Raw genomic sequence first — 25090 nt, forward strand, 5'->3', positions numbered from 1 at the left:
AACATATTAAATTACTAAATGAAGATGAAACAGATTAAGTTCGTAGGTGCAACTTTGGTTGCCGTTTTGATGTTGTTGACCTCATGTCTGGGCGAATCCAGTAATTCCGGGGAATTGTATCACATACCGGGGAAAATTCGTTTCGAGAGTGGGAAGTTGTTGATCGAAACCTATTCAGGCACGTTCTATACCACGCAACTTTCACCCTATGAATACAATGAGGGCGATTGGGTATATATCGATCTATCCTATGATATGGATTCCGAAGAGAATGCGAATGCAGAAGCAAACGGTTATATCTACATCACCCTGTTGGCTAATCCGGTTACGGTGCAAAGAGCAGATATCAGTTATCGGGATACAACCCAATTGGCGCCGAATGAGATTGCTTTGACCTATGCTGCCGTAAATGTAGGCTATCCCCAGTATTTCATGTTGAATGGTGATTTGTTGATGAATTCGGTTTTCAAGGAACAAACCGATATCCGGTACAATTTCGAGATCTATTATGATAACAATCAGGAGCCGTATCAACACGATAGCCGGAATACGTACACGTTCTACATCCGGGCGATCCGCACACTCGAAGGAAAGAGTCCGGAAATCGAATATATGGTGCCTAACTACTACGAAGTGGAGAGTATCCTGAAATCGATTGACGTGAAAGAGCAGGCTGCCGGAAAGACGGAGTACAATATCGCCTTCCGATATATCAATAAGATCGACACGGAAAAAGAAGAATTTACCTGGACTACGCAGGATCCGATTCGCTTCCTGGTAAACACAGAAAACTAAGGATAATTGAAGTAACAATCATAAAGAGGCGCAAGCATACGAAAGAACCGTACGCTTGCGCCTCTTCTTTTTTTATGGCCTTTGTTTCTTTAATCGAAGATAGGAACTATCTTTGTGCGGAAATATGGGAAGAATGAAAAAAGATAGCATCGGTGTACTGTTTCTGTTGATCGCTATAGGATGGGTTTCCTGCATGGGCGAGAGCGAAGAAAAGACGAACTATCAGCGCTATGGGGTTGCTGCGCTTCAGCCTGCCCCCGCTCTCTATACGACAGACGGGGAGATGGAACATATCATCACCTCTTCGGCCATGGATACCTTGGCGGATCTGAAAGACGGCGATTGTTTCCTGTTGCAGTTTCGGGCCAACCTGTTCAACTACGCAGAAGGAGAAGCTGTTGATGCCGATATCCATTCGATCGAACCGATTGCCGCCTGGACACTGGAAGGAACGGAAGCCCAATTGCCGGATACGACGTTTGTCAATGTGGCCGAAGATACGGCATTGATCCGGACCGTGCAGTTTTTTAGTCCGGCCATCGCCAAGTCTCAACTGATCCGCAACCGCCTGTTCCTGCAACTGACACTAAACGATCGGCGGGAGACGCAACAGGAGAACTATATCTTTCAATACAACCCGGCGGTTGTAGCCGAACAGAACGGACGTCGGATCTACGATCTTTATCTCCGGGCCGAACGCCGGGAAGCGAACGATAGTTTGATCGGCAAATGGATTCAGACCGAGGCGCTTGTCCTGGATCAGCTTATCCGCGAGGCCGGTGAGGCGGAAAAGCAGATCGGTAACGATTCGTTGCATATCCGGTTGAACTACCCGACGGGCTTTAGCCTGGACTCTACGCTGGTACGGTGGGCTTCGGCAAACGTATACTCTATTGTGTTGTGAACTATTGGTTTATTTCACTATTTTTGTATCCTAAAGTGATGTGGCACTATGTATAAAGATATTTTTAAATGGGTCGTTATGATCATTTCCCAGCCGGGCAAAGCGTGGGAAGCCTTGAATGAGAAGGAAGAAAAGGGGGATGAGTTCCTTTCCCGTTTTATTTACCCCTTGATCGGGTTATTGACTATCGTTGCTTTCTTAGGTATCTTATTTACCCGCAAAGAATTTGATGTCGAACTGGCATTGAAAGCATCGGTGCGTACGTTATTAATCTATTTCGGGGGATTCTTCCTGAGCACTTATTTGTTGAATGAGATATGGAGCGGATTCTTCAAGCGGGAGAAGAACAATCCCTTGTGTCAGCGCTTTGTCGGTTATTCCTCTTCCCTGATGTATGCATTGGGAGCCGTGTTGATGTTGATCCCGGAGTTCTTCTTTTTGCAGATCTTTATCCTCTATACTTTTTATATCGTGTGGGAGGGAGCACCGGTGTATATGCAGGTCGAAGAAAACGAGCGGTTGAAGTTCTCCGTGATCTCTACCGCTCTGGTGATCCTGATCCCTACCGTCATCGGATTTGTTTTATATCTGTTGATGCCGGGATTGCGTTTTTAAACGTTATGAATAATGAAAGAAAAGATTCAGAATAATATACAGATCAAGAATAAACGGGCAACGTTCGACTATGAGTTGCTCGAAACGTTTACCGCCGGCATTGTGCTGACGGGAACGGAGATCAAATCCATCCGACTGGGAAAAGCCAGCCTGGTGGATACCTACTGCATTGTGGAACGCGGCGAGGTGTGGGTGAAGAATATGTATATCGCCGAGTATTTCTACGGCACGTACAACAACCACGTTGCCCGGCGCGACCGCAAGCTCCTGCTCAATAAGAAGGAGATCCGCAAGCTCACTACGGCAGCGACGAATAGTGGTTTTACGATCGTCCCCACCCGCCTGTTTCTGACCGATAAAGGGCTGGCCAAGGTGGTCATCGCCATTGCCAAAGGAAAGAAAGAATACGACAAGCGCGACTCGATCAAAGAACGCGACGACCGTCGGGAAATGGACCGGGCCTTTAAGCGGTAATAGCGATTAAAAACAGAAGGCACGAAGACATAGTACGGATGGAAACAGAGGTTTGGAGCAGGATCTGGAAATGTGTGAAGCAGGCTTTGCCCAAGGCGGTGAGGACCTGTTTGTGGTTATTCAAGATCATTCTTCCGATTTCTTTGTTGGTACGCCTGTTGCAGTACTCCGGTTGGCTGACGATCCTGGCGGGGTATATGGAACCGGCTTTTTCTTTGATCGGACTTCCGGGGGAGACGGCGATTATCTTTATCACCAGCATCTTTTGTCCGCTCTACGCACCGATCGCTTTGATTGCGACGATGTCGTTGGGACTAAGGGAAGCGACGATCCTGTCGATCATGTGTCTGACGGCACATAACCTGATTGTTGAGTCGTCGGTACAGGCAAAGACCGGCTCTTCGTTCTGGCGTATGACGATTCTTCGCATCGGTATGGCTTTTGTAATTGCTTTCGCACTCAACAAAGTGATGCCCACCGAAGGCTGGGGAACGATCAATGCGACGCATAATATAGACGATTGCAACAGTCTTTGGGAAGTGTTCCAGCTTTGGTTTGTCAGTTCCATGGAAGTGATCCTCACGATCCTGTTGATTGTGACGGCATTGATGATCCTGCATTATCTATTGGATGAGTTCAACCTGATGCGCGGATTTTCCCGTGGGCTCTCTCCGTTGATGAAGCTGTTCGGCTTGCCCGAGGATACGGCATTCCTGTGGTTGGTGGGCAATGTGGTCGGCCTGGCGTATGGCGGAGCGATCATGATGGAGCAGATCGAAGATAATAAACTCTCTCGCGCCAACGGTAACCGGTTGAATTACCACCTGGCGATGAGCCATTCCCTATTGGAAGATACGCTTATCTTTGTGGCCATCGGTATCCCCGTACTGTGGATCGTCTTGACCCGCCTCTTCTTTGCGATGGTGGTGGTCTGGGTGGTGCGAGGCTATGAAAGTATATCGAAAGCTGGGGTTGACCCAAAAGTATCCTAAAGCTCTCCTCCTTTTCAAAGGAGGAGAGCTTTAGGATAAGATATATAGATTAATAAGTAACGATTATGATAACTAAAACTATCAATTGTCAATTGTCAATTGTCAATTGTCAATTAGATTCGCTCCTGAAAGAGCGAATCCTCCTGCTCGACGGCGGCATGGGCACCATGATCCAGCGTTATAACCTGACGGAAGCCGATTACCGGGGCGAACGTTTCGCCGACTTCCCCGGGCAGCAGAAGGGCAATAACGACCTGTTGTGCCTGACTCAGCCGGAGATTATCCAGGCCATTCACCGGCAATACCTCGATGCCGGCTCGCATATCATAACCACCAATACATTCAATGCCAACCGGATCTCGATGGAAGATTACGGCATGCAGGCATTGGTCCGGGAGATGAACCTCGCCGCGGCACGCCTGACCCAAAGCGTTGTCCGGGAGTTTATGGAAGCACATCCCGAACGCCCGGTCTTTGTCGCCGGCTCCCTGGGACCGACCAATAAGACGACTTCGATGAGTCCAGACGTGAATGATCCGGCCTTCCGGGCGATTCGTTACGAAGATATATATGAGGCTTACCGGGAACAGATCGAAGCCTTGATCGAAGGTGGTGTCGATATCCTTTTGTTTGAGACCGTCTTTGATACCTTGAACGTGAAAGCCGGCTTGGATGCCGCCGAAGCCGTGATGCGCGCATGCGGGAAAACCCTGCCGGTGATGCTCTCCCTCACGCTTTCCGCCCAGGGTGGGCGCACCTTCTCGGGGCAGACGCTCACGGCCTTCCTCGCTTCCGTGCAACATGTTCCATTGATGAGTATCGGACTGAACTGTTCTTTCGGCGCGACCGATATGTTGCCTTACCTACGGGAACTGGCCCGGATCGCACCCTATTATATCAGTGTCTACCCCAATGCCGGTTTGCCCAATAGCTTCGGTACCTACGATGAGACGCCGGAATTGATGGCTGAGCACGTCCGTCCTTTCGTTGAAGAAGGATTAATCAATATCCTGGGCGGATGCTGCGGCACGACACCTGAACATATTGCCCTTTTCCCTGCTTTGATCGAAGGAGCAAAACCCCATCAGCCCGTTGCCCGGACGCCAAACCTCTGGCTTTCCGGACTGGAACTGCTCGAAGTTAAACCCGAGAACAATTTTGTCAATATCGGCGAACGTTGTAATGTCGCCGGATCGCGTAAGTTCCTGCGTCTGATCAAAGAACAAAACTACGAAGAAGCATTGGTGATCGCCCGGCGGCAGGTAGAAGACGGCGCGCAGGTGATCGATATCAATATGGACGACGGCATGCTCGATGCCGTAAAAGAGATGACGGTCTTCCTGCGCCTGATTGCCTCCGAGCCGGATATCGCCCGAGTGCCGGTGATGATCGACTCTTCCAAATGGGAGGTGATCGAACAGGGACTAATGAATGCGCAGGGCAAAAGCATTGTCAATTCCATCTCGTTGAAAGAGGGCGAGGAAGTCTTCCTGCAGCGTGCCCGGCGGATCCGGCAGTTAGGCGCTGCCACCGTGGTGATGGCTTTCGATGAGAAAGGGCAGGCGGATACCTTCGAACGCCGGATAGAGATCTGCAGCCGCGCCTATCGGTTGTTGGTCGAAGAGGCCGGCTTTGACCCTCAGGATATAATCTTCGACCCGAATGTACTGGCTATTGCCACGGGCATGGACGAGCATAACGGCTACGGCCTGGCCTTTATTCAGGCTGCCGCATGGATCAAACAAAACCTGCCCGGCGCCAAGGTCAGTGGGGGAGTGAGTAACCTCTCGTTCTCCTTCCGCGGAAACAACTATGTGCGGGAAGCCATGCATGCCGTTTTCCTTTATCACGCGATCAAAGCAGGCATGGATATGGGCATTGTCAATCCTTCGACCGCTGTCTTGTATGAGGATATCGAACCCTCTTTCCGCCAACTCCTGGAAGATGTTGTATTGGCTCGTCGGCCGGAAGCGGCAGACGAATTGATCGCTTATGCCCAACAGTTGCAGACGCCTCAGTCGGCTTCGACTGATGGCGAACGGAAAGAAGCGTGGCGCGACGGCACCGTAGAAGAACGCCTGGAATATGCGTTGATCAAAGGAGTGGGAGAGTACCTGGAAGTTGACCTGCAGGAAGCCCTTCAGCAGTATGCCCGTGCCGTACAACTTATCGATGGTCCCCTGATGTCGGGCATGAATAAAGTGGGCGAACTGTTCGGTGCCGGAAAGATGTTTCTGCCGCAAGTCGTCAAGACCGCCCGCACGATGAAAAAGGCCGTAACGATCCTGCAACCGGCTATTGAGGCAGAGAAGCAGGCATCCGATTCGGCCAAGGCAGGCAAGGTATTGTTTGCCACCGTTAAAGGCGATGTGCATGATATCGGCAAGAATATCGTTTCGATCGTGTTGGCGTGTAATAATTACGAGGTGATCGACCTAGGTGTAATGGTTCCGGCCGAAACCATCGTGCAGAAAGCGATGGAAGAGCAACCGGATCTCTTGTGTCTTTCCGGACTGATCACCCCTTCTTTGGAAGAGATGGCGCATGTAGCCGATGAAATGCAAAAAGCCGGTTTGACCATTCCGATTATGGTCGGCGGGGCAACGACCTCTAAACTGCATACCGCCGTAAAGATCGCTCCGCACTATGACTATCCGGTCATTCATGTGCTGGATGCCTCGCAGAATCCGATCATCGCCTCCAAGCTTCTGCATCCGGAGAGCCGTGAAGCGTATATCGCACAGCTCAACCGGGAATACGAAAGCTTGCGTGCCGGCATGGATCGGAAAGAAGAGAAAAAGGTTTCTCTCTCTTATGCCCGTGAACACCGGCTGATATTGGATTGGTCGGCCTATCAGCCGGTTGTGCCCCGGCAGTTGGGTGTCAATGCATACTCGCCCGTGCCTTTGGCCGAGGTCATTCCGTATATCAACTGGAGTTATTTCTTTACCGCCTGGAAGCTGAGTGCGCGCTACGCTGCCATCACCCAGATCCACGGTTGTGATGTCTGCCGTGCCTCGTGGCTGTCGGCCTTCTCGGAAGAGGAACGTGCGAAAGCCTCCGAAGCCATGCAGTTGTATAAAGATGCTGTCCGGATGTTGGACTATCTGGTGGACTTGAATGCGGAATACTGCCGTGCCCTGTATGGTTTGTTCCCGGCAAATAGCGACGGGGATAACCTTTGTGTCGGGGATCAGCAGTTTCCTTTGTTGCGGCAACAGACCGAACGTGAAGATGGCGTGTATAAATCGCTTGCCGACTACGTGATGCCGGCGTCCGAAGGCCGGACCGATTACGTGGGTGCCTTTGTTGTGACGGGCGGTTCCGGTGCGAACTACCTGAAAGAGAAATACGAAAAAGAAGGTGATCCCTATAAAGCTCTTCTGTTGCAGACCCTGACCGATCGGTTGGCAGAAGCCACTGCGGAATACCTGCACCGGAAAGTACGCACCGAATACTGGGGCTATGCGCCGGAAGAAATGTTGTCCATGGAAGAACTCTTTAAGGTGAAGTACCAAGGTATCCGTCCGGCTATCGGTTATCCGTCGATCCCGGACCAGAGACTGAACTTTACGCTGGACCAGCTACTCGACTTCTCCCGTATCGATGTCAGCCTGACGGAGAACGGCGCGATGTGGCCAACGGCTACCGTCAGCGGCCTTTACCTGGCTCATCCGGCATCTGTTTATTTTATGATTGGCGCGATCGATGAAGAGCAAAATCAGGACTATGCCGCCAGAGCTCGTAGGAACTCATAGGAACTCATAAGAGCATAGGAACTCATAAGAATTCATAAGAGCTCATAGGAACTCATAAGAAATAAGAACTCATAAGAACTCATAGGAATCGCTCTCTTATGAATTCCTATGAATTCCTATGAGCTCTTATGAGCTCCTATGCTCCTATGAGTTCCTATGAATTCCTAAAGCGTTTTCAGCCTCAGATTCCGCCAAGCCACCTTGATACCGCCGCCATCATGGATCTGCAGGGCGATGCGGCCTTGTCCGGCTCCGATCTTCTGATCGGTCAGGTTCACCATCTCGTTGCCGTTCAGCCAGGAGGTGACGTTGTCGCCTTCCACCTTGATGCGCAGCGTGTTCCAATCGCCTACCTTCAGGTATTCTTCCTGTTCTTTATTGATCTGGGCGATCCAGCCGCGGCCGTACGATTCGTAGATGCCGCCGGTGCCATGACCTTTGGGCGCTACTTCCACCTGCCAGCCGTTTACTTTCACTCCTGCTTCGATAAACGAGCGAACGAATACACCGGAGTTGCCGTCGGCTTCCTGTTTGAACTCTACCGTCAGGTCGTAATTGTCATAGTAATCGCGCGTCGCCAGGTAACCGTATTGTTTGTCCGGGCCACTTTCGCAATAGAGCAGACCGTCTTTGACATACCAGAGTTCCGTGCCGTAGGCTTCCCAACCCGTCAGGTCTTTGCCGTTGAAAAGAACGACTTCGTTACCCGCCTTACGCGGTAATTCTTTGATCTTAATGTTACGGAAAGAGGCCGGATCGCCATGGTCTTGCAGGCAGATCACCCCTTTCTTAGCCAGGCCGTACTCGGGTGCATCCGCCCATTTGCCGCTGTTCTTACGGGCATGCCAGTCGTCGGTCCAGGCTTCGAACTCAAGGATCTTCTCACCGTTGAGCCAATGTTCCACATGCCCGTTGTCGAACACAATCTTGGAGTTGTTCCATTTGCCGTAAGGATTCACTTTCATCTTGGCCTGATCGGGCAGGTACATGGCGTAGTCCACACCCAGCTTCTGCCATTCTTCCAGCTCGCCGGGGAAGTTAGGCACGTCGAGCAGCTGATATTCCGGTCCCGTAACATAGGGAACCTTGTATTGCGGACGCTCCACGACATGATACAACATACCGCTGTTTCCGCCTTTGGTCAGTTTCCAGTCCCACGAAAGTTCAAAGTTCTCATACATCTTCTCGGTCACGATATAACCCGTGCCGTCGCTCCCCGTGCCTTTGGCCTGGATGCAACCGTCTACCGCATGCCAGGGTTCGGTCAATGCCGTTCCGTTATAATCCCTCCAGCCGTTCATCGTTTGTCCGTCGAACAGGAGTTCCCAGCCCGCAGCCTTCTCGGCTTCGGTCAATACATTGTGCTCGGTCTGAGCACAAGAACTAAAGAATAAGCCCGTCGCCAGGCAACCGGCTATCATTCCGGAAAAAAGTCTCTTGCTTGTCATCATACATGTATTTTAGATTTTTATCACTGCAAAGATATACAACTATTCCGCAAATTAATACAAGAAAACAGCCTAAGAAAAGTGCCGGTATGATTCATAAACGCATGCAATAGGCAGCTTTTCTTTGTTTGATGGCCGTGAAACAGTTGTTTGACAGCTATCGAACAGCTGTTTGACAGCTATCAAACAGCTGTTTCACAGCTGTCAAACAATGAATTCTTGGCAGTTTTTGAAATAAAACGCCTTATTCAGTGATAAATAATGCAGGCTATATATTTATAGCGGTTCATTGTGATATGATCTCCGAAGCTTAATGATTCGTGCGCTTCTCCATTGCCGGAAAAATATTGTCTATTTGGAATTATATAAGTAACTTTGCGCACTAAAAAAATGTGAGACATATAACCTACTGTTAAAATGAGTAAGAAATTTGCCGAGTATTCGAAATTTGACTTATCGAACGTCAACAAAGAGGTACTGAAGAAGTGGCAGGAAGGCGATATCTTCCGCAAGAGTCTTCAGATGCGTGAAGGGCATCCCTCGTTTGTGTTTTATGAAGGTCCGCCTTCTGCAAACGGTATGCCGGGTATTCACCACGTGATTGCCCGTTCGATTAAGGATATTTTCTGTCGCTACCGGACCATGAAAGGGTTTGAAGTGAAGCGTAAGGCGGGATGGGATACCCATGGGCTGCCGGTGGAACTGAGTGTAGAGAAGGCTTTGGGTATAACCAAAGAAGATATCGGCAAGAAGATTTCTGTGGCTGATTATAACGCTGCCTGCCGGAAGGACGTAATGAAATACACCAAGGAGTGGGAAGACCTGACGGTGCAGATGGGCTATTGGGTGGATATGGATGAGCCGTATATCACCTATGAAAGCAAATATATCGAGACCCTGTGGTATCTTTTGAAGCAATTGTATGCCAAAGGATTACTCTACAAAGGATATACTATTCAACCGTATTCCCCGGCTGCCGGTACGGGTTTGAGCACACACGAATTGAACCAGCCGGGATGTTACCGGGATGTGAAAGACACAACCTGCACGGCTCAGTTCTTTATCCGCGAGCCCAAACCGGAGATGACCGGCTTTGGTGATCCGTATTTCCTGGCGTGGACGACTACGCCCTGGACCTTGCCTTCGAATACCGCTTTATGTGTGGGGCCGAATATCACGTACGTTGCCGTTCAATCCTATAATCCGTACACCGGAATACCGATGACAGCCGTATTGGCGAAAGACCTGATGCCGGCTTATTTCAATCCCAAAGCAGCCGAGCTGGCGTTGGAAGACTATAAACAAGGCGATAAACTGATCCCGTTCAAAGTCGTTGGTGAATGGAAAGGATCGGAACTGGCCGGTATGCATTACGAACAACTGATCCCTTGGGTGAATCCGGGAGAAGGGGCTTTCCGTGTGATCACCGGTGATTTCGTGACAACGGAAGACGGTACGGGTATCGTACATATCGCACCGACCTTCGGTGCCGACGACGACCGGGTGGCGAAAGCCAATGGCGTTCCTCCGTTGATGATGATGGACAAAGAAGGCGCGATGCGTCCGATGGTGGATCAGACCGGTAAATTTTTCCGCCTGGAAGATCTGGATCCGCTGTTTGTACAAAAACAGATGAACGCCGCGGATTATGATCCGTTTGCCGGCAACTTCGTGAAGAACGCATACGACCCGGCATTGACCGATAAAGACGAGACCCTGGATGTGCGTCTTTGCATGATGCTGAAGGTGCAAAACCGTGTCTTTAAAATCGAGAAACATACCCATAACTACCCGCATTGCTGGCGTACAGACAAGCCGGTGCTTTATTATCCGTTGGATAGCTGGTTTGTGAAGACGACCGCCTGCCGCGACCGGATGATCGAACTGAATAATACGATCAACTGGAAACCGCAGAGCACCGGAACCGGCCGTTTCGGTAAATGGCTCGAGAACCTGCAGGACTGGAACCTGAGCCGCAGCCGTTACTGGGGAACCCCGCTGCCTATCTGGCGCACGGAAGACGGAACGGAAGAGAAATGTATCGGTTCGGTCGAAGAATTATGCCAGGAGATCAAGAAAGCGATCCGGGCAGGCTTGATGGAGAAGAATCCGTTCGAAGGCTTTGTGCCGGGCGATTATTCGAAAGAGAATTACGAAAAGGTTGATTTGCATCGTCCCTATGTCGATGAGATCATCCTGGTATCCGCCAAAGGCGAACCGATGAAACGGGAGACCGACCTGATCGACGTTTGGTTCGACTCAGGCGCTATGCCTTATGCGCAGATCCATTATCCGTTTGAAGGCCCCCTAAATCCCCCGAAGGGGGACTTTAAGACAGCGGATCCGATGTTGTATGGTGCTTTGATAGAGAAGGCGAGAGCACATAGACAAAATCCGACAGAGGCGGAGAGGATACTTTGGGATACACTGAAAGGGAAACAACTGGAAGGATATAAGTTCCGTAGAGAGCATATTATTGAAGATATAATTGTTGACTTTGTCTGTCTCTCCAATAAGTTAGTTGTAGAAGTAGATGGAGGCTATCACAATGAACCAGAAGCAAAAGAATTAGATAGATTAAAAACAAATATCTTAAGCAATAAAGGTTATAGAGTCCTCCGTTTTACCAACGAAGAAGTCATAGCGGACATTGACACTGTCCATAATCGTATATTGGAGGCTCTCCAAAGTCCCCCTTCGGGGGATTTAGGGGGCCTTTACCCCGCAGACTTTATCGCCGAAGGAGTCGATCAAACCCGTGGGTGGTTTTTTACTTTGCATGCTATAGGAACAATGATTTTTGACAGTGTGGCCTTTAAGTCAGTTGTTTCGAATGGTTTGGTACTGGATAAGAACGGCAATAAGATGTCTAAACGCCTCGGCAACGCGATCGATCCGTTTACCACGATCGAGCAATATGGCTCGGACCCGTTGCGCTGGTATATGATCACCAATGCGTCGCCCTGGGATAATATCAAGTTCGACTTTGAAGGCATGGATGAGGTACGCCGGAAGTTCTTCGGTACATTATATAATACGTACTCGTTCTTTGCCTTGTATGCGAATGTGGATGGCTTCGATTACAGCCAGGCGGATGTGGCCTGGGAGAAACGTCCGGAAATCGACCGGTGGATCCTTTCTTTGTTGAACTCGCTGGTGAAAGATGTCGACGGTTACTATGATACCTACGAACCGACGCGTGCGGGACGGGCAATTTCCACCTTCGTAAACGATAACCTGAGTAACTGGTATGTACGCCTGAACCGCCGCCGTTTCTGGGGTGGGGGCATGACGGAAGATAAACTGTCGGCCTATCAGACACTTTATACCTGTCTGGAAACTGTCGCCAAACTGATGGCGCCGATCGCGCCTTTCTATGGCGATCAGCTGTTTACCGACCTGATTGCTGTCACCGGACGCGAAACAGTCGAATCGGTTCACTTAGCTGACTTCCCGACATTCAACGAAAAATATATCGATAAGAGCCTGGAAGAACGGATGCAGATCGCACAGGATATCTCATCGATGATTCTGGCTCTCCGCCGGAAGGTGAATATCAAGGTACGTCAACCACTGCAGACCCTTATGGTGCCTGTTTTGGATGCCACGCAACAAGAGAATATCGAAGCGGTAAAGAACCTGATCCTGAACGAGGTGAATGTGAAGGAGATGAAGTTTGTCGACAATACCGCCGGTATCCTGGTGAAGCGCATCAAGCCCGACTTCAAGAAGCTGGGTCCGCGCTACGGTAAGATCATGAAAGCGTTGGCGGCGGCTATCCAAACGATGGATCAGGAGGCAATCAATGCCTTCGAAGCGGCCGGTACGTATACCTTGAATGTCGAAGGACAAGATGCCGTCGTGGAATTGGCCGACGTAGAGATCATCTCCGAAGATATCCCCGGCTGGCTGGTGGCCAACGAAGGACGCTTGACGGTCGCTTTAGATATCACTATCACCGAAGAATTGCGCAAGGAAGGATTGGCCCGCGAACTGGTCAACCGCATTCAGAACCTGCGCAAGAATAGCGGTTTCGATATTACGGATAAGGTGCAGATCACGATCCTGTCGCATGACGATATGGATGAGGCCATTAACGACTACCGGGAGTATATCGCCAATCAGGTATTGGCCGAATCGATTGATTTGACCGATGTGATCAGCGATGCTACCGAACTCGACTTTGAAGATTTCAAATTATCCGTAAAGGTCGAAAAGGCGTAATAAATCCTGTCTGATGATAGGGAGTTTGGAAAATAGAATTATATTTGTAACATAGAGTAGAACAATTGTTGAACTTAAAGCTGTAAAACCATGGCTGAAAAGACGAGATATTCGGATGCCGAACTTGAGGAGTTCCGCGCCATCATACTGGAAAAGCTTGATAAAGCGAAAAAAGATTATGAGTTGTTGAGATCAGGTATAACGAATTCGGATGGGAATGATGTTTCCGATACTTCCCCAACATTCAAAGTGTTGGAAGAAGGAGCGGCCACCTTATCGAAAGAAGAAGCCGGTCGTTTGGCCCAACGCCAGATGAAGTTTATACAAAGCCTTCAGGCTGCACTGGTCCGCATTGAGAATAAAACGTACGGCATTTGCCGTGAAACCGGCAAGCTGATCCCGAAAGAACGGTTACGTGCTGTTCCTCATGCGACGCTGAGTATTGAAGCCAAACAGGGAGGAGCGAAGTAATTGATAATTGCTGATTGATAATTAAACGATTGGCGATGCCTTGAGTAATAGGAATAAGAACGAATTTAGAACTGAAAGTTGAAAGAGAGTGAAGGGAAAATTGTCAATTGTCAATTGCCAATTGTCAATTCAAATAAAGGTTGGGGAGCAGTGTTAATCATAATACTGCTCCTTCTGCTTGACCAGCTATTAAAGATCTGGATCAAGACACATATGCAGTTGCATGAGAGTATAGAAATAACCTCCTGGTTCTATATTTATTTTACGGAAAATCCGGGCATGGCATTCGGCATGGAGGTGATGAGTAAATTGTTCTTGACCCTTTTCCGCATCGTTGCCGTGATAGTGATCGGTTACTATCTCTTCACACTGGTGAAAAAGAATTTCAAGATGGGCTATATCGCCTGTATCGCGTTGATCTTCGCCGGTGCGGTGGGGAATATTATTGATTCCGTATTCTACGGCGTGATCTTTGATCATAGCTATGGACAGGTGGCTACATTTATGCCGGAAGGCGGCGGATACGCTACCTGGCTGCATGGGAAGGTAGTCGATATGTTTTATTTCCCGTTGATCGAAACGACCTTTCCCGATTGGTTGCCCATCTGGGGCGGAGATGAATTTATCTTTTTCCGACCGATCTTCAACCTGGCCGACTCGGCCATTTGCGTAGGTGTTTTCCTGTTGTTACTGTTTTATCGCCGCACATTGTCGGAAAGTCTTTCCAAAGAAGATAAGAAACAAGAAGTAGAGAATGCGAAATAGAGGGCATATAGTCGGTATCTGTTTGGGCATGTTCTTTTTGGCAGTCGCCTGTAGCAAAGTACCCAAAGGTGTTTTGTCGGAAAAAGAAATGCAACGTGTCCAGACGGATATGTTATTGGCTGATGCACTCGTGGGAGTCAACCCGAAAGAATACGGAAACGATACGACGAAAGTGGCCTTATACGAATCGGTCTTTCGCAAACATAAGATTACACAGGAGAAATACGATAGCTCACTGGTTTGGTATGCCAAGAACCTGGATATCTATATGAAGGTGTATGAACGCATCATTGCCGATCTGGGAAGGGATATCCATGATTTAGGCGATGTGCAGACTGTGGCAGTCTCTACCTCGAAGAAAGACTCGGTGGAGATCTGGCCGCGCCGGCCTTATCTGACGCTTTCTCCCCAGGCGGTGTTCAGCGGAGTTACTTTTGATATCAAACCGGAAAGCAATTATTCTTCCGGAAGTACGTTCGTGCTGGGTATGCGCGTTTGGGGATTGAAAGAAGGCATGGCGTTTTATCCGGAAATCCATGTCAATGCCGAACAGCGCGATACGGTTCTCCGGATGGAAAACAAAATCACCAAAGACGGCTATTACCAAACGATCCTGCGCACGATGCCCACGCGACAGGTCCGCCGGGTTTACGGATCGGTATGGATGAATAATACGGACTCGACCTACCATAAGATCTATATCGACAATATCACCCTGACGCGGTATAATTACGGAACCGACTTTGACGTGTACGAAGTGAAAAGTGCACCGGAGGAATAATGGGTAAGGCTGCTTCACATTTTATCTGGTGTTCCGGCCAGACTTATCGCTTGCATTATCTCGAATGGGACCATCACGGACGGCTGTCCGGCATTTATCCTTTGGAAGAAGAAATTGCCGGCGTTGCTTTTTATAACGGAACGCTCGTACCCATTCTTTCAACGGATCTCCCTGGCAATACGATGTCAGAAAAAGACTGGCAAGCCTTAGCCTCCAAGGTCGTACCCGGCAGTCTGATTAAGCTTTATCATCTGGAGGGCGAAATGATTAAGAAGTTGATTGTTAATTTTTTTTGATAAGTGGTTCAATGATCTCTATGAACTCTATGGCTTTTTGATAAGCTTCCATAACAGTTGATTTGTCGAAGTCGAAAAAATCTTCATAGTCACCAATATGTCTGTTCTCCAGTAATCGAGTATAGAAGATATTCCATTCTACAGCTATTTTCCCGTCTTTAATAAAATGTAAAGCAAGCATGCTACGTACGCCACGATGAGTTTGTGTTTCTATTCCATAGCTTATGAGGAGTGCGGATACGGCATAAAAGCAAGCATAGTATAATCTGGACATTGCATTGTTCCATAATTCATTATCAATAAGAATTTGCAATGCTTTCAATTCTTTATGGGCGTTCTCTATTCTGTAAGAAACAATAGCTTCCCTGTCTTCATTGGTTAATGTCATAATACAATTCCTTCTTTCATTACATTTACATAAAACGGTGTTTTGAAAGTTCTTTCTTCCCATTTTTTGCGGGGCATAATGATAGAACTGATATCAACACCCGCTTCCATTTCAATATGATAGATAGGTTCCGTGATATCTAACTCTTCCTGAAAAGTAAGGGTGTCTTTGTTCACTAATATCAAAAGATCGATATCCGAATCGGGACGCGCTTCACCTCGTGCCTCACTTCCATATAAAATGATCGTTGCCTCTGGGATAACTTCCTGTAAGGCACTCTTCAAGGATTGTATGATAGACGTACGTGTCATAAACAGAAATAAAGCATTTACCTATCACAAATATACGAATAATTATCTGTAAAACAAACGAGTAAAACATCTAAGAGACTTTAGCATTTGATTTAGATGTTTTTCCAGATCGTTTTACGCTGATTCAATCCATCATCAGGCTCATATAGGCTTCTCTTTGTTCGTAGTTGAAAAGAAGCTGGGTAAGGGATGTTTGATCCATCCGGTTCAGTGTTTCGGCAGTGCGTGTGCTGTCGGGATGGGCGTGGAGCCATTGGGGGATCATTTTTTCTTTATTCAAGATCATCGCCATACCGTAACGTTGTGCCGCCGGGGGCAGGGCAGGGGTTTTATAGATCACTTTGCCGGTATGGAAAGACGCTGCGGCTTTACGCAACAACTGTTCTTTTATCTTCTCGTTATCGTAAACCATTTCTTTGATGAGCGCCTCTTCTTCGGTCGCTGTGATAAACGCCATGCCGGCAGGCTGCCCGTCGGCTCCCCGCATGCCGAGAACCAATCCCTCAGCCATCGTGAAGTCTTGGATATTGTTTCGGAAATCTTCTTCGGTATGCCATATACAGGAAGGGCGTTTCTTTATCTGCTGGTCAAAATAAATAAACCATTCTTTTCCCACGTCTTTATCCAGGGAAAGGAATGGCATTTCTTTTATCCCGGAAGAGATTTCGGGGCATTCGAATGTCCGCAGGGAATAATCGAACACTTCGGTATAGCCATAGGCACGGTAATAATCAAACAACGAAGCTGTTGCAGGGATCAAGGCGGTGATATCGTACTTGCGCCGGCGCATCTCTCGGAAGGACTGTCGCAACAACTCACCCATCAGCCCTTTGCCCCGCTGCTCCGGGTCGGTACAGGCACCGGAGATATAGGCTACGGTGATCTCCGTTCCGCACCAATTCATCGTATAGGGGATCATTTGCAAGGCGGAAACCACCCGTCCTTCTTTCTCCAGGCTCATAGCGTTTTCATCCTTGTAAACCTTATCGAAGTAGAACGCGACGAAGTCTTCCCGGTCGTCAAAGCATTTCTGCCATAAGGTCCTGATTTGTTCTTTGCGTTTCTGCGGGTTCATGGTGTACGGTTGTTTTCTTTACAGCGGCATTCTTTTCCAAAAGCGCATAGGGATAATAGGAGAGTTTGGCCTTGCGCAATCCGGGGATGCCCAGGTCTTCTTCCCGGTTGATGTAAATATATTGCTCGGGCAGATGGGCGGCAAATTCCTGGTTGATCAAAGCGTAGATGCCTTCGAAGCGGGTATCTGCTTTTTCGATATGTACGCCGAACGTATTGTGATTGATCGGCATGCCGAAAGAGAACGCGATGATCTGGTGGTTCTGGCAGATTGCTCCACCAGTGAGTCCCAACTCATTGAAATGCTTCAACGCATAGGTGATCGAGCGACGCTCGAAGCTCAGTTCCTCCTGATCTTCTTCCGTCAGGTTGGCTTTATACCATTTGCACTCCAACTCGAGGCATTCGGGAACCAATTCCGGCGTGATCGGCATATACATATAAGGATATGATTTCTTGAACTTATTGATATGGTTGCGCTTGGCCTGGTAGCGCTTGCCGGTGAGGTTGACCAGGTCTTCGCGCAGGTAGATATAATCGAAATAATCCCGTTCGGGGATGTACCGAAACTCACCGGGCAGGGCTGCTTCCAGTTCTTTCTGCGCATCGGGCGTGATGCCGAGCAACAAAAGCGGGTGTCCGTGACGGGAAGCATCTTCCTCGAGCAGGGCGATCATCTGCTGTAGGTCGCCCCGGCCGACGGGCATCATATAGGCGTACCGGCTTTTATCTTCAATCCGAAAACGAATCGTCAGAAAGCCTTCGACGATAGCAAACTCGCTGTCGTAGAGGAAGCGCCAACTGCACATATTGGCAAAAGAAAAGTCGCAATTGCGGTAATCGCTCGGCAGCGTATAGGATGTGATCACCTCTTTATCGTTTAGGGTAATCGGTCTGAAATCGATCTTCATAAATGGTTCTTACTATGTTTGCACATTATATATAACGTTTTTGCACCTTAAATTGTTTAAGAGAGGGGTGGGCCCCTAAAACGGAAAAATCAACGGCAAGACAAAGATCATCACTATCCCCATAATGATTTGCAAGGGCAAGCCGGTCTTGACATAATCCATAAACGTATATTTCCCTGCCGACATCACCAACGCGTTGGGCGGCGTAGAGAATGGCGAGGCAAAACACATACTGGCGGCTACCGTTACGGCAAACAGGAACGGGTACGGGCTGACGCCGATCGCAATGGCGGATTGCATGGCAATGGGCGCGACCAGTACGGCGGTGGCCGTATTACTGATAAACATCGTCATCAACGAGGTGGTGAAATAGATACCCGCCATCAGAACCATCGGACCATAGTTGCCCAGACCACCTACCAACTGCTCGGAGATCAATGCCGAGGTGCCGGTCTTTTCCAAGGCCATCGACATGGGTAGCATGGCGGCAATCAAGACGATACTCTCCCAGTTGATCGTTTTATAAGCATCTTCCACCGAGCGGAAACAGCCCGTCAACACCATCAATACGGCAGCGATCAATACGGCGGCTACTGTCGGTACGAGCTGGAACACCATCGCCACGATCATACCGATCATGATCAATGCCGCCAACGGAGCTTTGTAATCTAACGTCACCTTGGCTGCTTCTTCAATTGGTTGGCCCAAGACAACCCAGTTGGTTTGCTTCCGACTCATCAGGGTGATCGCATCCCAGGTGCCCTGGATCAGCAACACATCACCGGCTTGCATCTTCATATCTTTGATGTTCGACAGGATGTATTTCCCGTTGCGTTCGATGCCCAGGATATTGACATTGTATTTGTCGCGGAAGCCGGAGTCTTTAATCGCCCGTCCGATCAGTTTGGAGTCGGGAGTCAACAGGGCTTCGGCAATACCGATCTCGCGCACACTCAGTTTCTCCGCCGCACTGTTTTCGGCAAATTCAGACACTTTGGTCTCCGTCAGTTCCAGGTGATTCTCCGTGGCGAAGCGTTCTACGTTCTCGAACTCGCCGAACAGGTACATGATATCGCCTTCTTTCAGTTCGGTTGTCGGGCCGGCGAGTTTCTGATCGACGGTCTTCAGGAAACGTGCCTGGGAGGTCGATTTACGCCGGATCTCAAGCACCGAGATATTATAACGCTGCGTGATATTCAGCTCGCGCAGGATCTTGTTTTTGATATCCGATTGGGGACTGACCTGTGCCCGGTAGAGGTTATCGGCCAACTGAAACTTATTAACCAGCTCTTTGGGAGAGCGGTTACTATTTGTCGCGGCACTCTTTTTATCTTCTTTCTTGGTCAGAAACAGTTTACTCAGCGGGATCAGTACAAGCAGACCGACGGCGAGACAGACAATGCCCACCGGGGTGAAAGAGAAGAAGTTTAATCCTTCGTACCCTCCATGGATCAAGGCATCGTTGATCACAAGATTCGGCGGCGTACCGATTAGTGTCATCATTCCGCCCATACTGCTGGCAAAGGCCATCGGCATCAGGAAACGACTTGGACTGATATCGGCGCTCACTGCCATGCTGACAACGATAGGCAGCATCAAGGCAACCGTTCCCGTATTACTTACGAACGCCCCGATAAAAGCCGTGACCAGCATCACCAATACAAACAACTTCATCTCGCTTTTGCCCGCCAGTTGCAGGATCTTACTGCTCAGCATCTTGGCCAGTCCGGTCTTGAAGATCGCTCCGCCGACCACAAAGAGTCCGACCATCATAATCACCGTCGAGTTCGAGAAGCCCGATAAAGCTTCGTCGGGGGTCAGGATACCAAAAACGATCAATAAAATCAACGCGCACAAGGCCACAATGTCCGAACGGATCTTTCCATTGACAAAAAAGACAGCGGAAAGCGCCAGGATAAGAAGTGTTGTTATCATAAGGAGATTTCTATTGTTTCAGAGCTTTGTTTCTCTCTGTATACAAAACTACAAACTATGCGATAATGTTTATCCGAGGCATTGATTTATTTAATCTTTTTTGAGAGAAGTGTTTGAAAACTCACTCCTTTTTATATCTTTACCCTGAACTAAAACATGAGTATTATGCGCATAGAAGATTTTAATGAAGGAAAAGAAGCACTTCGGGCGATGACCGAAAAGATGCTTGAACTGATGGCAGAGAAAAAATCTCCGGTGTTTAATCTGGCTTTATCAGGTGGGGAGACTGCCAAGAAGATGTTTGTACTTTGGCGTGAAGAATATATAAAACGGATCGATTGGCAGCGACTTCGCTTCTTCTGGGTCGACGAACGTTGTGTGCCGGAAACGGATGATGCCAGTAACTATGGGAATGCAAAGCGTTACCTGTTCGAACCTTTGCAAATCCCGGAAGAACATATCCATCGGATCCGGGGCGAAGAGGAACCGGGAGCGGAGGCTGTGCGTTATTCCTGGGAGGTGAAAGAGTTTCTTCCCCGTTTCGATCAGTTGCCGATCTTCGACTGTATCATTCTGGGTGTGGGCCCCGATTCACATATCGCGTCCATATTTCCGCAAAGTCCCAAATTGTTGTACGACAGCAAGAGCTATACCGTTTCGCAGCATCCCGTCACCCAGGAGTATCGCATCACTATGACCGGCCCGTTGATCCTGAACAATGCCCCGCTCTTAGTGCCTATCCTGGGAACAGGCAAACACGCGATAAAGAAACGCCTGCACGAAGGCTATTCCGATGAAGATGCCCCGGCGGCTTACCTCTTGTCGCGTGCCCAAGACGCTACATTGTATGTCGAAATAGAAGATTAGCCCTTAACCCTTAAACCCCTTTAATCCCTTTAAACCCCTTTCCCCATTATATACTTCGTAAGAATATCAATGGCGACCTGGTTTTTCCCCCCGCGGGGAATGATCAGGTCGGCATAGCTTTTGGTCGGTTCGATAAACTGGAGGTGCATCGGTTTTAAGACTTCGGTATAACGTTTCATCACGGCTTCCACCGTGCGTCCCCGTTTGACAATATCCCTTTTGATCACCCGCAACAAGCGTTCGTCGGAGTCGGCATCCACGAATACTTTCAGATTCATTTGCTCGCGCAGTTCCTTATGGTAAAGACCCAGGATACCTTCGATCAGGATAATCTCTTTGGGTTCGAGGTGGGTGGTCTCCGGCTGACGGGTACAGGTCAGGAAGTCATAGACCGGCTGTTCGATCGCTTTCCCTTCTTGCAGTAGGTTTAGATGTTCACACAATAACGGCCAGTCGAAGGCATCGGGATGGTCGAAGTTGATCTTTTGCCGGTCTTCGGGCGGCACATGGCTGCTGTCGTGATAATAAGAGTCCAACGGCAATTGAACCGCCATCCCTTCCGGCAGGTTCTCTATCAGTTTGCGTACTACAGTTGTTTTTCCGGAGCCTGTACCTCCTGCTATTCCGACGACGAGCATGAATCTAATGTTTAATGATTAATGATTAATTGTGAACGAGGTGAGTCTCTTGGATTAATAATTAAACATTAATCATTAACCATTAATCCTTACTTCCTCCCATTTCCCCTTGATCAGTTCGCAGGTATGGGTGAAGCCGGCCGCTTTGAGCAGTTCGAAGGCTTCGGGGCGTCCGTCATTCACGAGTTGGGGATAATGACAGTCCGAATTGACCATGACCGGGATCTTCAATTCTTTCAATAACGGGATATACCGGGCATGCGGAAAGGTCTGCTGTTTGCTGGTCAGGTTCTTCGTATTGATCTCTACCCTATATCCTTTGCGGGCGATTAGTTCGAGGCAAGCCATCAGCGGTTCCGTATACCAGTGGGCATCCATTGAGAAGCCGGGATACAGATGTCCGTTCTGGTAGATCTTATCCAGGTGACCGACAATATCAAAACCACCGGTCTCGAGCATGGCGTATACCGAACGGTAATAATGCTCCACCATCTGGCGGATCTCCCCGTTGTAATGTTCTTCGACCGATTGGGCAAACTCTTCATAAGGACCGTCGACACAGACCATATTCTTTTCCTTCAGCTCTTCTGAGAGCGGCAGGAAATGTACGGAAGCCAGGCGGTAGTCCAAAGGCATTTCTTGGAAGTAGGGGATAGCCGGATTGTATGTCTGATCCAGATAATCAATCTCCAGAGAAGTATAGATCTCAATCAGATGCCCGTATTTCTCTTTCAAGCGGTTGCATTCCGCCAGATACTCCGGCAGATCGACCGCCGACATATTCCAGAACGTCTCAAAAGGCAGGGGCGAATGGGATGAAAACCCATACGCCCGAAACTTATTGGAGAGCGCGAACTTCAGAAAATCCTCCGGTGCGCTCCGCCCATCACAGAAAGTCGAATGACTATGGTAATTGCTACGCATATCAATTATCCATTATCAATTACTTTAAGTTCTTTCCCTACTTTAATAAATGCATGGATGGCTTTGTCGAGGTGTTCTCTTTCGTGGCCGGCGGAAAGCTGGACGCGGATACGTGCCTGGTCTTTCGGAACGACGGGGTAGTAGAAGCCGGTGACATAGATGCCTTCCTGTTGCATGCGGGCAGCGAAGTCCTGCGACAGCTTGGCGTCGTAGAGCATCACGGCACAGATAGCCGATTGGGTCGGTTTGATATCAAAGCCGGCAGCGATCATCTTATCGCAGAAATAGTTTACGTTATCCATCAGTTTGGTATGCAAGGCATCACTTTCTTTCAGGATACGGAACATCTCCAGGCTGGCACCCACAATCGCCGGAGCGACAGAGTTGGAGAACAAATACGGACGGGAACGCTGACGCAAGAGGTCGATAATCTCTTTTTTACCCGTGGTAAATCCACCCATTGCCCCACCGAAGGCTTTGCCCAGTGTGCCGGTGAAGATATCGATACGGCCATAACAGTCGAATTGTTCGGCCACACCATGTCCGGTCTTGCCCACCACACCGGCGGAATGTGATTCGTCGACCATCACCAGGGCGTCGTATTTCTCTGCCAACGCGCAGATCTTATCCATTGGCGCCACATTACCGTCCATCGAGAATACCCCGTCGGTGGCAATCACGCGGAAGCGTTGTTCCTGAGCTTCTTGCAGGCAACGTTCCAGGTCTTCCATATCGGCATTGGCGTAACGATAACGTTTGGCTTTACACAAACGCACACCGTCGATGATCGAAGCATGGTTCAGAGCATCGGAGATAATAGCGTCTTCCGGTCCGAACAAAGGTTCGAACAATCCACCGTTGGCATCGAAGCAAGCCGCGTAAAGAATGGTGTCTTCGGTCTGGAAGTAATCGGAGATCGCCGCTTCCAGCTCTTTGTGCAAATCCTGTGTGCCGCAGATAAAACGTACGGACGACATGCCGAAGCCCCGTTCGTCCATCGTCTTTTTGGCTGCTTCGATCAACTGTTTGTTGTCCGAAAGACCCAGGTAGTTGTTGGCACAGAAGTTTAAAACTTGTTCCCCGCCGTTTACTTGAATATCGGCTTTCTGGGGAGTGGTGATGACGCGTTCGTTCTTATACAATCCGGCAGCCTGGATCCCTTCCAGTTCAGCGGCCAGAAATTCTTTCATTTTTCCGTACATGATCGTTTTTTTCTTTTAGATATTAGTTGTTTTATTCGGACAAAGGTCATGCTTTTTTCCGAAAACTCTCTACCTTTGTCGCGGAAAAAAACTTAAAGTGAATTTAAACGCATGAAAAATGTCTTAGTGATCGGTTCCACCGGACAGATAGGCTCCGAACTGACAATGAAATTGAGAAGTCTCTACAGTGGAAACATCGTAGCCGGATATATCGCCGGCGCAGAACCTAAAGGAGAATTAAAAGAATCTGGTCCTTCCGCGATTGTCGACATCACCAATGCCCAGCAGATAGCCGAGACCGTAGCGAAATACGAAATCGATACGATCTACAACCTGGCCGCTTTGCTTTCGGCCGTTGCTGAAGCCAAACCGCAGTTAGCCTGGAAAATCGGAATGGACGGACTTTTCAATGTGTTGGAAGTCGCCCGCGAAAAAGAATGCGCGGTCTTCACCCCCAGCTCGATCGGTGTCTTCGGCAGTAACTCGCCCAAAGACAAAACGCCGCAGGATACGATCCGTAACCCGAAAACGATGTACGGCGTAACGAAAGTATCCGGTGAACTCCTAAGTGATTATTATTTTACCCGCTTCGGTGTGGATACCCGCTCGGTACGCTTCCCCGGCTTGATCTCTTATGTCACTCCTCCGGGTGGTGGAACGACCGACTATGCCGTTGATATTTATTATTCAGCGGTAAAGGGTGAAACGTTCAAATGCCCGATCAGCGAAGGTACTTTTATGGATATGATGTATATGCCCGACGGACTGCGCGCGGCCATCGAGATTATGGAAGCCGATCCGGCGAAGTTCGTGCATCGTAACTCTTTCAATATCGCTGCCATGAGCTTCGATCCGGCGATTATCGCATCGAACATCCGCAAGTATATCCCTGACTTTAAGATGGAATACGAAGTTGATCCCTTGCGTCAGGCGATTGCCGACTCCTGGCCCAACTCATTGGACGATACCTGTGCCCGTCAGGAATGGGGATGGAAACCGGAATACGACCTGGACAGTATGACCCGCGACATGATCGAAAAGCTCCGCGAGAAAGGAATTTAAGAGCACAATATAATATTGTAAAGAAAGCGCCCGAAAGGCGCTTTTTTTGTTGCTTTTATAATTGTCAGTAGCTCAGGTAGGATTACCCCGAAGGTCGCTTAGCGAAATGACGAATAACCTCTAATTTCTAAACCATTGAAAATGAAGCGTTAATATTCTCTTCAGAAACTACCGGTAGTTTGCGAACAAACTACCGGTAGTTTGGCGACAAAATATTAGTAGTTTGCGCGCAAAGTACCGGTAGTTTGAAAAAGG

22 protein-coding genes are annotated in these 25090 nt (G+C 48.9%); 13 read left to right on the forward strand and 9 right to left on the reverse strand.

Going from position 1 to position 25090, the window contains the following annotated elements; genetic code table 11:
- Positions 1–24 precede the first annotated feature (24 nt).
- The 6 genes from M2133_RS01895 to metH all read left to right on the forward strand — a co-directional run bounded on the left by M2133_RS01895 (position 25) and on the right by metH (position 7538).
- Positions 25–795, forward strand: coding sequence for a hypothetical protein (locus M2133_RS01895; RefSeq protein ID WP_277464266.1), 771 nt, complete (start codon positions 25–27; stop codon positions 793–795).
- 133 nt (positions 796–928) lie between these two features.
- On the forward strand, positions 929–1699 hold the full coding sequence (locus M2133_RS01900) for a hypothetical protein (RefSeq protein WP_277464267.1): 771 nt from the start codon (positions 929–931) through the stop codon (positions 1697–1699).
- Positions 1700–1747: 48 nt separating this feature from the next.
- Positions 1748–2314 carry a YIP1 family protein gene (locus M2133_RS01905; RefSeq protein ID WP_277464268.1) on the forward strand — a complete coding sequence of 189 codons (567 nt, stop codon included), beginning with the start codon at positions 1748–1750 and terminating at the stop codon, positions 2312–2314.
- 12 nt (positions 2315–2326) lie between these two features.
- The gene (gene smpB / locus M2133_RS01910; RefSeq protein ID WP_277464269.1) at positions 2327–2788 is read left to right on the forward strand and encodes an SsrA-binding protein SmpB; all 462 of its coding nucleotides are present in this window, start codon (positions 2327–2329) and stop codon (positions 2786–2788) included.
- A 38-nt stretch (positions 2789–2826) separates the two neighbouring features.
- The gene (locus M2133_RS01915) at positions 2827–3780 is read left to right on the forward strand and encodes a nucleoside recognition domain-containing protein (protein WP_277464270.1); all 954 of its coding nucleotides are present in this window, start codon (positions 2827–2829) and stop codon (positions 3778–3780) included.
- A gap of 65 nt (positions 3781–3845) precedes the next feature.
- Positions 3846–7538 (forward strand): methionine synthase, encoded by a 3693-nt coding sequence (gene metH / locus M2133_RS01920; protein WP_277464271.1) that lies wholly within the window; start codon positions 3846–3848, stop codon positions 7536–7538.
- A gap of 164 nt (positions 7539–7702) precedes the next feature.
- Here the strand turns inward: metH and M2133_RS01925 are convergent, their stop codons facing one another.
- On the reverse strand, positions 7703–8959 hold the full coding sequence (locus tag M2133_RS01925) for a DUF1080 domain-containing protein (protein ID WP_277464317.1): 1257 nt from the start codon (positions 8957–8959) through the stop codon (positions 7703–7705).
- A gap of 444 nt (positions 8960–9403) precedes the next feature.
- Between M2133_RS01925 and ileS the strand changes: the two genes are divergently transcribed.
- The 5 genes from ileS (at position 9404) to M2133_RS01950 (ending at position 15523) form a co-directional block, all read left to right on the forward strand.
- A complete protein-coding gene (gene ileS, locus M2133_RS01930; RefSeq protein ID WP_277464272.1) occupies positions 9404–13210 on the forward strand; it encodes an isoleucine--tRNA ligase in 3807 nt (1268 codons plus the stop codon).
- 90 nt (positions 13211–13300) lie between these two features.
- Complete coding sequence (locus M2133_RS01935) at positions 13301–13681, forward strand: TraR/DksA C4-type zinc finger protein (protein ID WP_277464273.1); 381 nt, start codon at positions 13301–13303, stop codon at positions 13679–13681.
- A 120-nt stretch (positions 13682–13801) separates the two neighbouring features.
- The gene (locus tag M2133_RS01940; RefSeq protein ID WP_277464318.1) at positions 13802–14446 is read left to right on the forward strand and encodes a lipoprotein signal peptidase; all 645 of its coding nucleotides are present in this window, start codon (positions 13802–13804) and stop codon (positions 14444–14446) included.
- Positions 14436–15227 (forward strand): DUF4296 domain-containing protein, encoded by a 792-nt coding sequence (locus M2133_RS01945; protein ID WP_277464274.1) that lies wholly within the window; start codon positions 14436–14438, stop codon positions 15225–15227. Before M2133_RS01940 ends, M2133_RS01945 begins: the two co-directional genes overlap by 11 nt.
- Positions 15227–15523 carry a hypothetical protein gene (locus M2133_RS01950; RefSeq protein WP_277464275.1) on the forward strand — a complete coding sequence of 99 codons (297 nt, stop codon included), beginning with the start codon at positions 15227–15229 and terminating at the stop codon, positions 15521–15523. Before M2133_RS01945 ends, M2133_RS01950 begins: the two co-directional genes overlap by 1 nt.
- Here M2133_RS01950 and M2133_RS01955 read toward each other — a convergent pair.
- The 5 genes from M2133_RS01955 to M2133_RS01975 form a co-directional block, all read right to left on the reverse strand.
- Positions 15510–15911, reverse strand: coding sequence for a HEPN domain-containing protein (locus M2133_RS01955; protein ID WP_277464276.1), 402 nt, complete (start codon positions 15909–15911; stop codon positions 15510–15512). The two genes, M2133_RS01950 and M2133_RS01955, sit on opposite strands and share 14 nt — an antisense overlap.
- Complete coding sequence (locus tag M2133_RS01960) at positions 15908–16222, reverse strand: nucleotidyltransferase domain-containing protein (protein ID WP_277464277.1); 315 nt, start codon at positions 16220–16222, stop codon at positions 15908–15910. The genes M2133_RS01955 and M2133_RS01960 overlap by 4 nt, the downstream gene beginning before the upstream one ends.
- 124 nt (positions 16223–16346) lie before the next feature.
- The gene (locus M2133_RS01965) at positions 16347–17297 is read right to left on the reverse strand and encodes a GNAT family N-acetyltransferase (protein WP_277464278.1); all 951 of its coding nucleotides are present in this window, start codon (positions 17295–17297) and stop codon (positions 16347–16349) included.
- Positions 17242–18207 carry a phosphatidylglycerol lysyltransferase domain-containing protein gene (locus tag M2133_RS01970; protein WP_277464279.1) on the reverse strand — a complete coding sequence of 322 codons (966 nt, stop codon included), beginning with the start codon at positions 18205–18207 and terminating at the stop codon, positions 17242–17244. The genes M2133_RS01965 and M2133_RS01970 overlap by 56 nt, the downstream gene beginning before the upstream one ends.
- A 75-nt stretch (positions 18208–18282) precedes the next feature.
- On the reverse strand, positions 18283–20142 hold the full coding sequence (locus M2133_RS01975) for an SLC13 family permease (RefSeq protein ID WP_277464280.1): 1860 nt from the start codon (positions 20140–20142) through the stop codon (positions 18283–18285).
- Between the two features lie 165 nt (positions 20143–20307).
- On the opposite strand from M2133_RS01975, the gene pgl reads away from it, so the two are divergent.
- Positions 20308–21009: a 6-phosphogluconolactonase gene (pgl, locus tag M2133_RS01980; RefSeq protein ID WP_277464281.1), complete on the forward strand. Its 702-nt coding sequence runs from the start codon at positions 20308–20310 to the stop codon at positions 21007–21009.
- Between the two features lie 29 nt (positions 21010–21038).
- Here pgl and udk read toward each other — a convergent pair whose 3' ends face one another.
- The 3 genes from udk to kbl all read right to left on the reverse strand — a co-directional run bounded on the left by udk (position 21039) and on the right by kbl (position 23773).
- The gene (udk, locus tag M2133_RS01985; protein ID WP_277464282.1) at positions 21039–21647 is read right to left on the reverse strand and encodes a uridine kinase; all 609 of its coding nucleotides are present in this window, start codon (positions 21645–21647) and stop codon (positions 21039–21041) included.
- Positions 21648–21722: 75 nt separating this feature from the next.
- Positions 21723–22571, reverse strand: a complete 849-nt coding sequence (locus tag M2133_RS01990) for a histidinol-phosphatase (RefSeq protein WP_277464283.1) — start codon at positions 22569–22571, stop codon at positions 21723–21725.
- A 5-nt stretch (positions 22572–22576) separates the two neighbouring features.
- On the reverse strand, positions 22577–23773 hold the full coding sequence (gene kbl, locus M2133_RS01995) for a glycine C-acetyltransferase (protein WP_277464284.1): 1197 nt from the start codon (positions 23771–23773) through the stop codon (positions 22577–22579).
- 111 nt (positions 23774–23884) lie between these two features.
- Between kbl and M2133_RS02000 the strand changes: the two genes are divergently transcribed.
- Entirely contained in the window at positions 23885–24835 is a 951-nt protein-coding gene (locus M2133_RS02000; protein ID WP_277464285.1) for an NAD-dependent epimerase/dehydratase family protein, read from the forward strand.
- Positions 24836–25090 lie beyond the last annotated feature (255 nt).

Origin of the sequence: Parabacteroides sp. PF5-6 (assembly GCF_029504695.1) — a bacterium.
Taxonomy (GTDB): Bacteria; Bacteroidota; Bacteroidia; order Bacteroidales; family Tannerellaceae; genus QVMG01.

Excerpts from the sequence above, each read along its gene's own strand:
- M2133_RS01950 (WP_277464275.1), top strand. The coding sequence starts at position 15,227 with ATGGGTAAGGCTGCTTCACATTTTATCTGGTGTTCCGGCCAGACTTAT.
- M2133_RS01925 (WP_277464317.1), bottom strand. The coding sequence starts at position 8,959 with ATGATAGCCGGTTGCCTGGCGACGGGCTTATTCTTTAGTTCTTGTGCT.
- ileS (WP_277464272.1), top strand. The coding sequence starts at position 9,404 with ATGAGTAAGAAATTTGCCGAGTATTCGAAATTTGACTTATCGAACGTC.
- M2133_RS01970 (WP_277464279.1), bottom strand. The coding sequence starts at position 18,207 with ATGAAGATCGATTTCAGACCGATTACCCTAAACGATAAAGAGGTGATC.
- M2133_RS01895 (WP_277464266.1), top strand. The coding sequence starts at position 25 with ATGAAACAGATTAAGTTCGTAGGTGCAACTTTGGTTGCCGTTTTGATG.
- M2133_RS01965 (WP_277464278.1), bottom strand. The coding sequence starts at position 17,297 with ATGAACCCGCAGAAACGCAAAGAACAAATCAGGACCTTATGGCAGAAA.
- M2133_RS01975 (WP_277464280.1), bottom strand. The coding sequence starts at position 20,142 with ATGATAACAACACTTCTTATCCTGGCGCTTTCCGCTGTCTTTTTTGTC.
- M2133_RS01905 (WP_277464268.1), top strand. The coding sequence starts at position 1,748 with ATGTATAAAGATATTTTTAAATGGGTCGTTATGATCATTTCCCAGCCG.
- M2133_RS01915 (WP_277464270.1), top strand. The coding sequence starts at position 2,827 with ATGGAAACAGAGGTTTGGAGCAGGATCTGGAAATGTGTGAAGCAGGCT.
- kbl (WP_277464284.1), bottom strand. The coding sequence starts at position 23,773 with ATGTACGGAAAAATGAAAGAATTTCTGGCCGCTGAACTGGAAGGGATC.
- udk (WP_277464282.1), bottom strand. The coding sequence starts at position 21,647 with ATGCTCGTCGTCGGAATAGCAGGAGGTACAGGCTCCGGAAAAACAACT.
- M2133_RS01900 (WP_277464267.1), top strand. The coding sequence starts at position 929 with ATGAAAAAAGATAGCATCGGTGTACTGTTTCTGTTGATCGCTATAGGA.
- M2133_RS01955 (WP_277464276.1), bottom strand. The coding sequence starts at position 15,911 with ATGACATTAACCAATGAAGACAGGGAAGCTATTGTTTCTTACAGAATA.
- M2133_RS01935 (WP_277464273.1), top strand. The coding sequence starts at position 13,301 with ATGGCTGAAAAGACGAGATATTCGGATGCCGAACTTGAGGAGTTCCGC.
- M2133_RS01945 (WP_277464274.1), top strand. The coding sequence starts at position 14,436 with ATGCGAAATAGAGGGCATATAGTCGGTATCTGTTTGGGCATGTTCTTT.
- pgl (WP_277464281.1), top strand. The coding sequence starts at position 20,308 with ATGCGCATAGAAGATTTTAATGAAGGAAAAGAAGCACTTCGGGCGATG.
- smpB (WP_277464269.1), top strand. The coding sequence starts at position 2,327 with ATGAAAGAAAAGATTCAGAATAATATACAGATCAAGAATAAACGGGCA.
- M2133_RS02000 (WP_277464285.1), top strand. The coding sequence starts at position 23,885 with ATGAAAAATGTCTTAGTGATCGGTTCCACCGGACAGATAGGCTCCGAA.
- M2133_RS01960 (WP_277464277.1), bottom strand. The coding sequence starts at position 16,222 with ATGACACGTACGTCTATCATACAATCCTTGAAGAGTGCCTTACAGGAA.
- metH (WP_277464271.1), top strand. The coding sequence starts at position 3,846 with ATGATAACTAAAACTATCAATTGTCAATTGTCAATTGTCAATTGTCAA.
- M2133_RS01990 (WP_277464283.1), bottom strand. The coding sequence starts at position 22,571 with ATGCGTAGCAATTACCATAGTCATTCGACTTTCTGTGATGGGCGGAGC.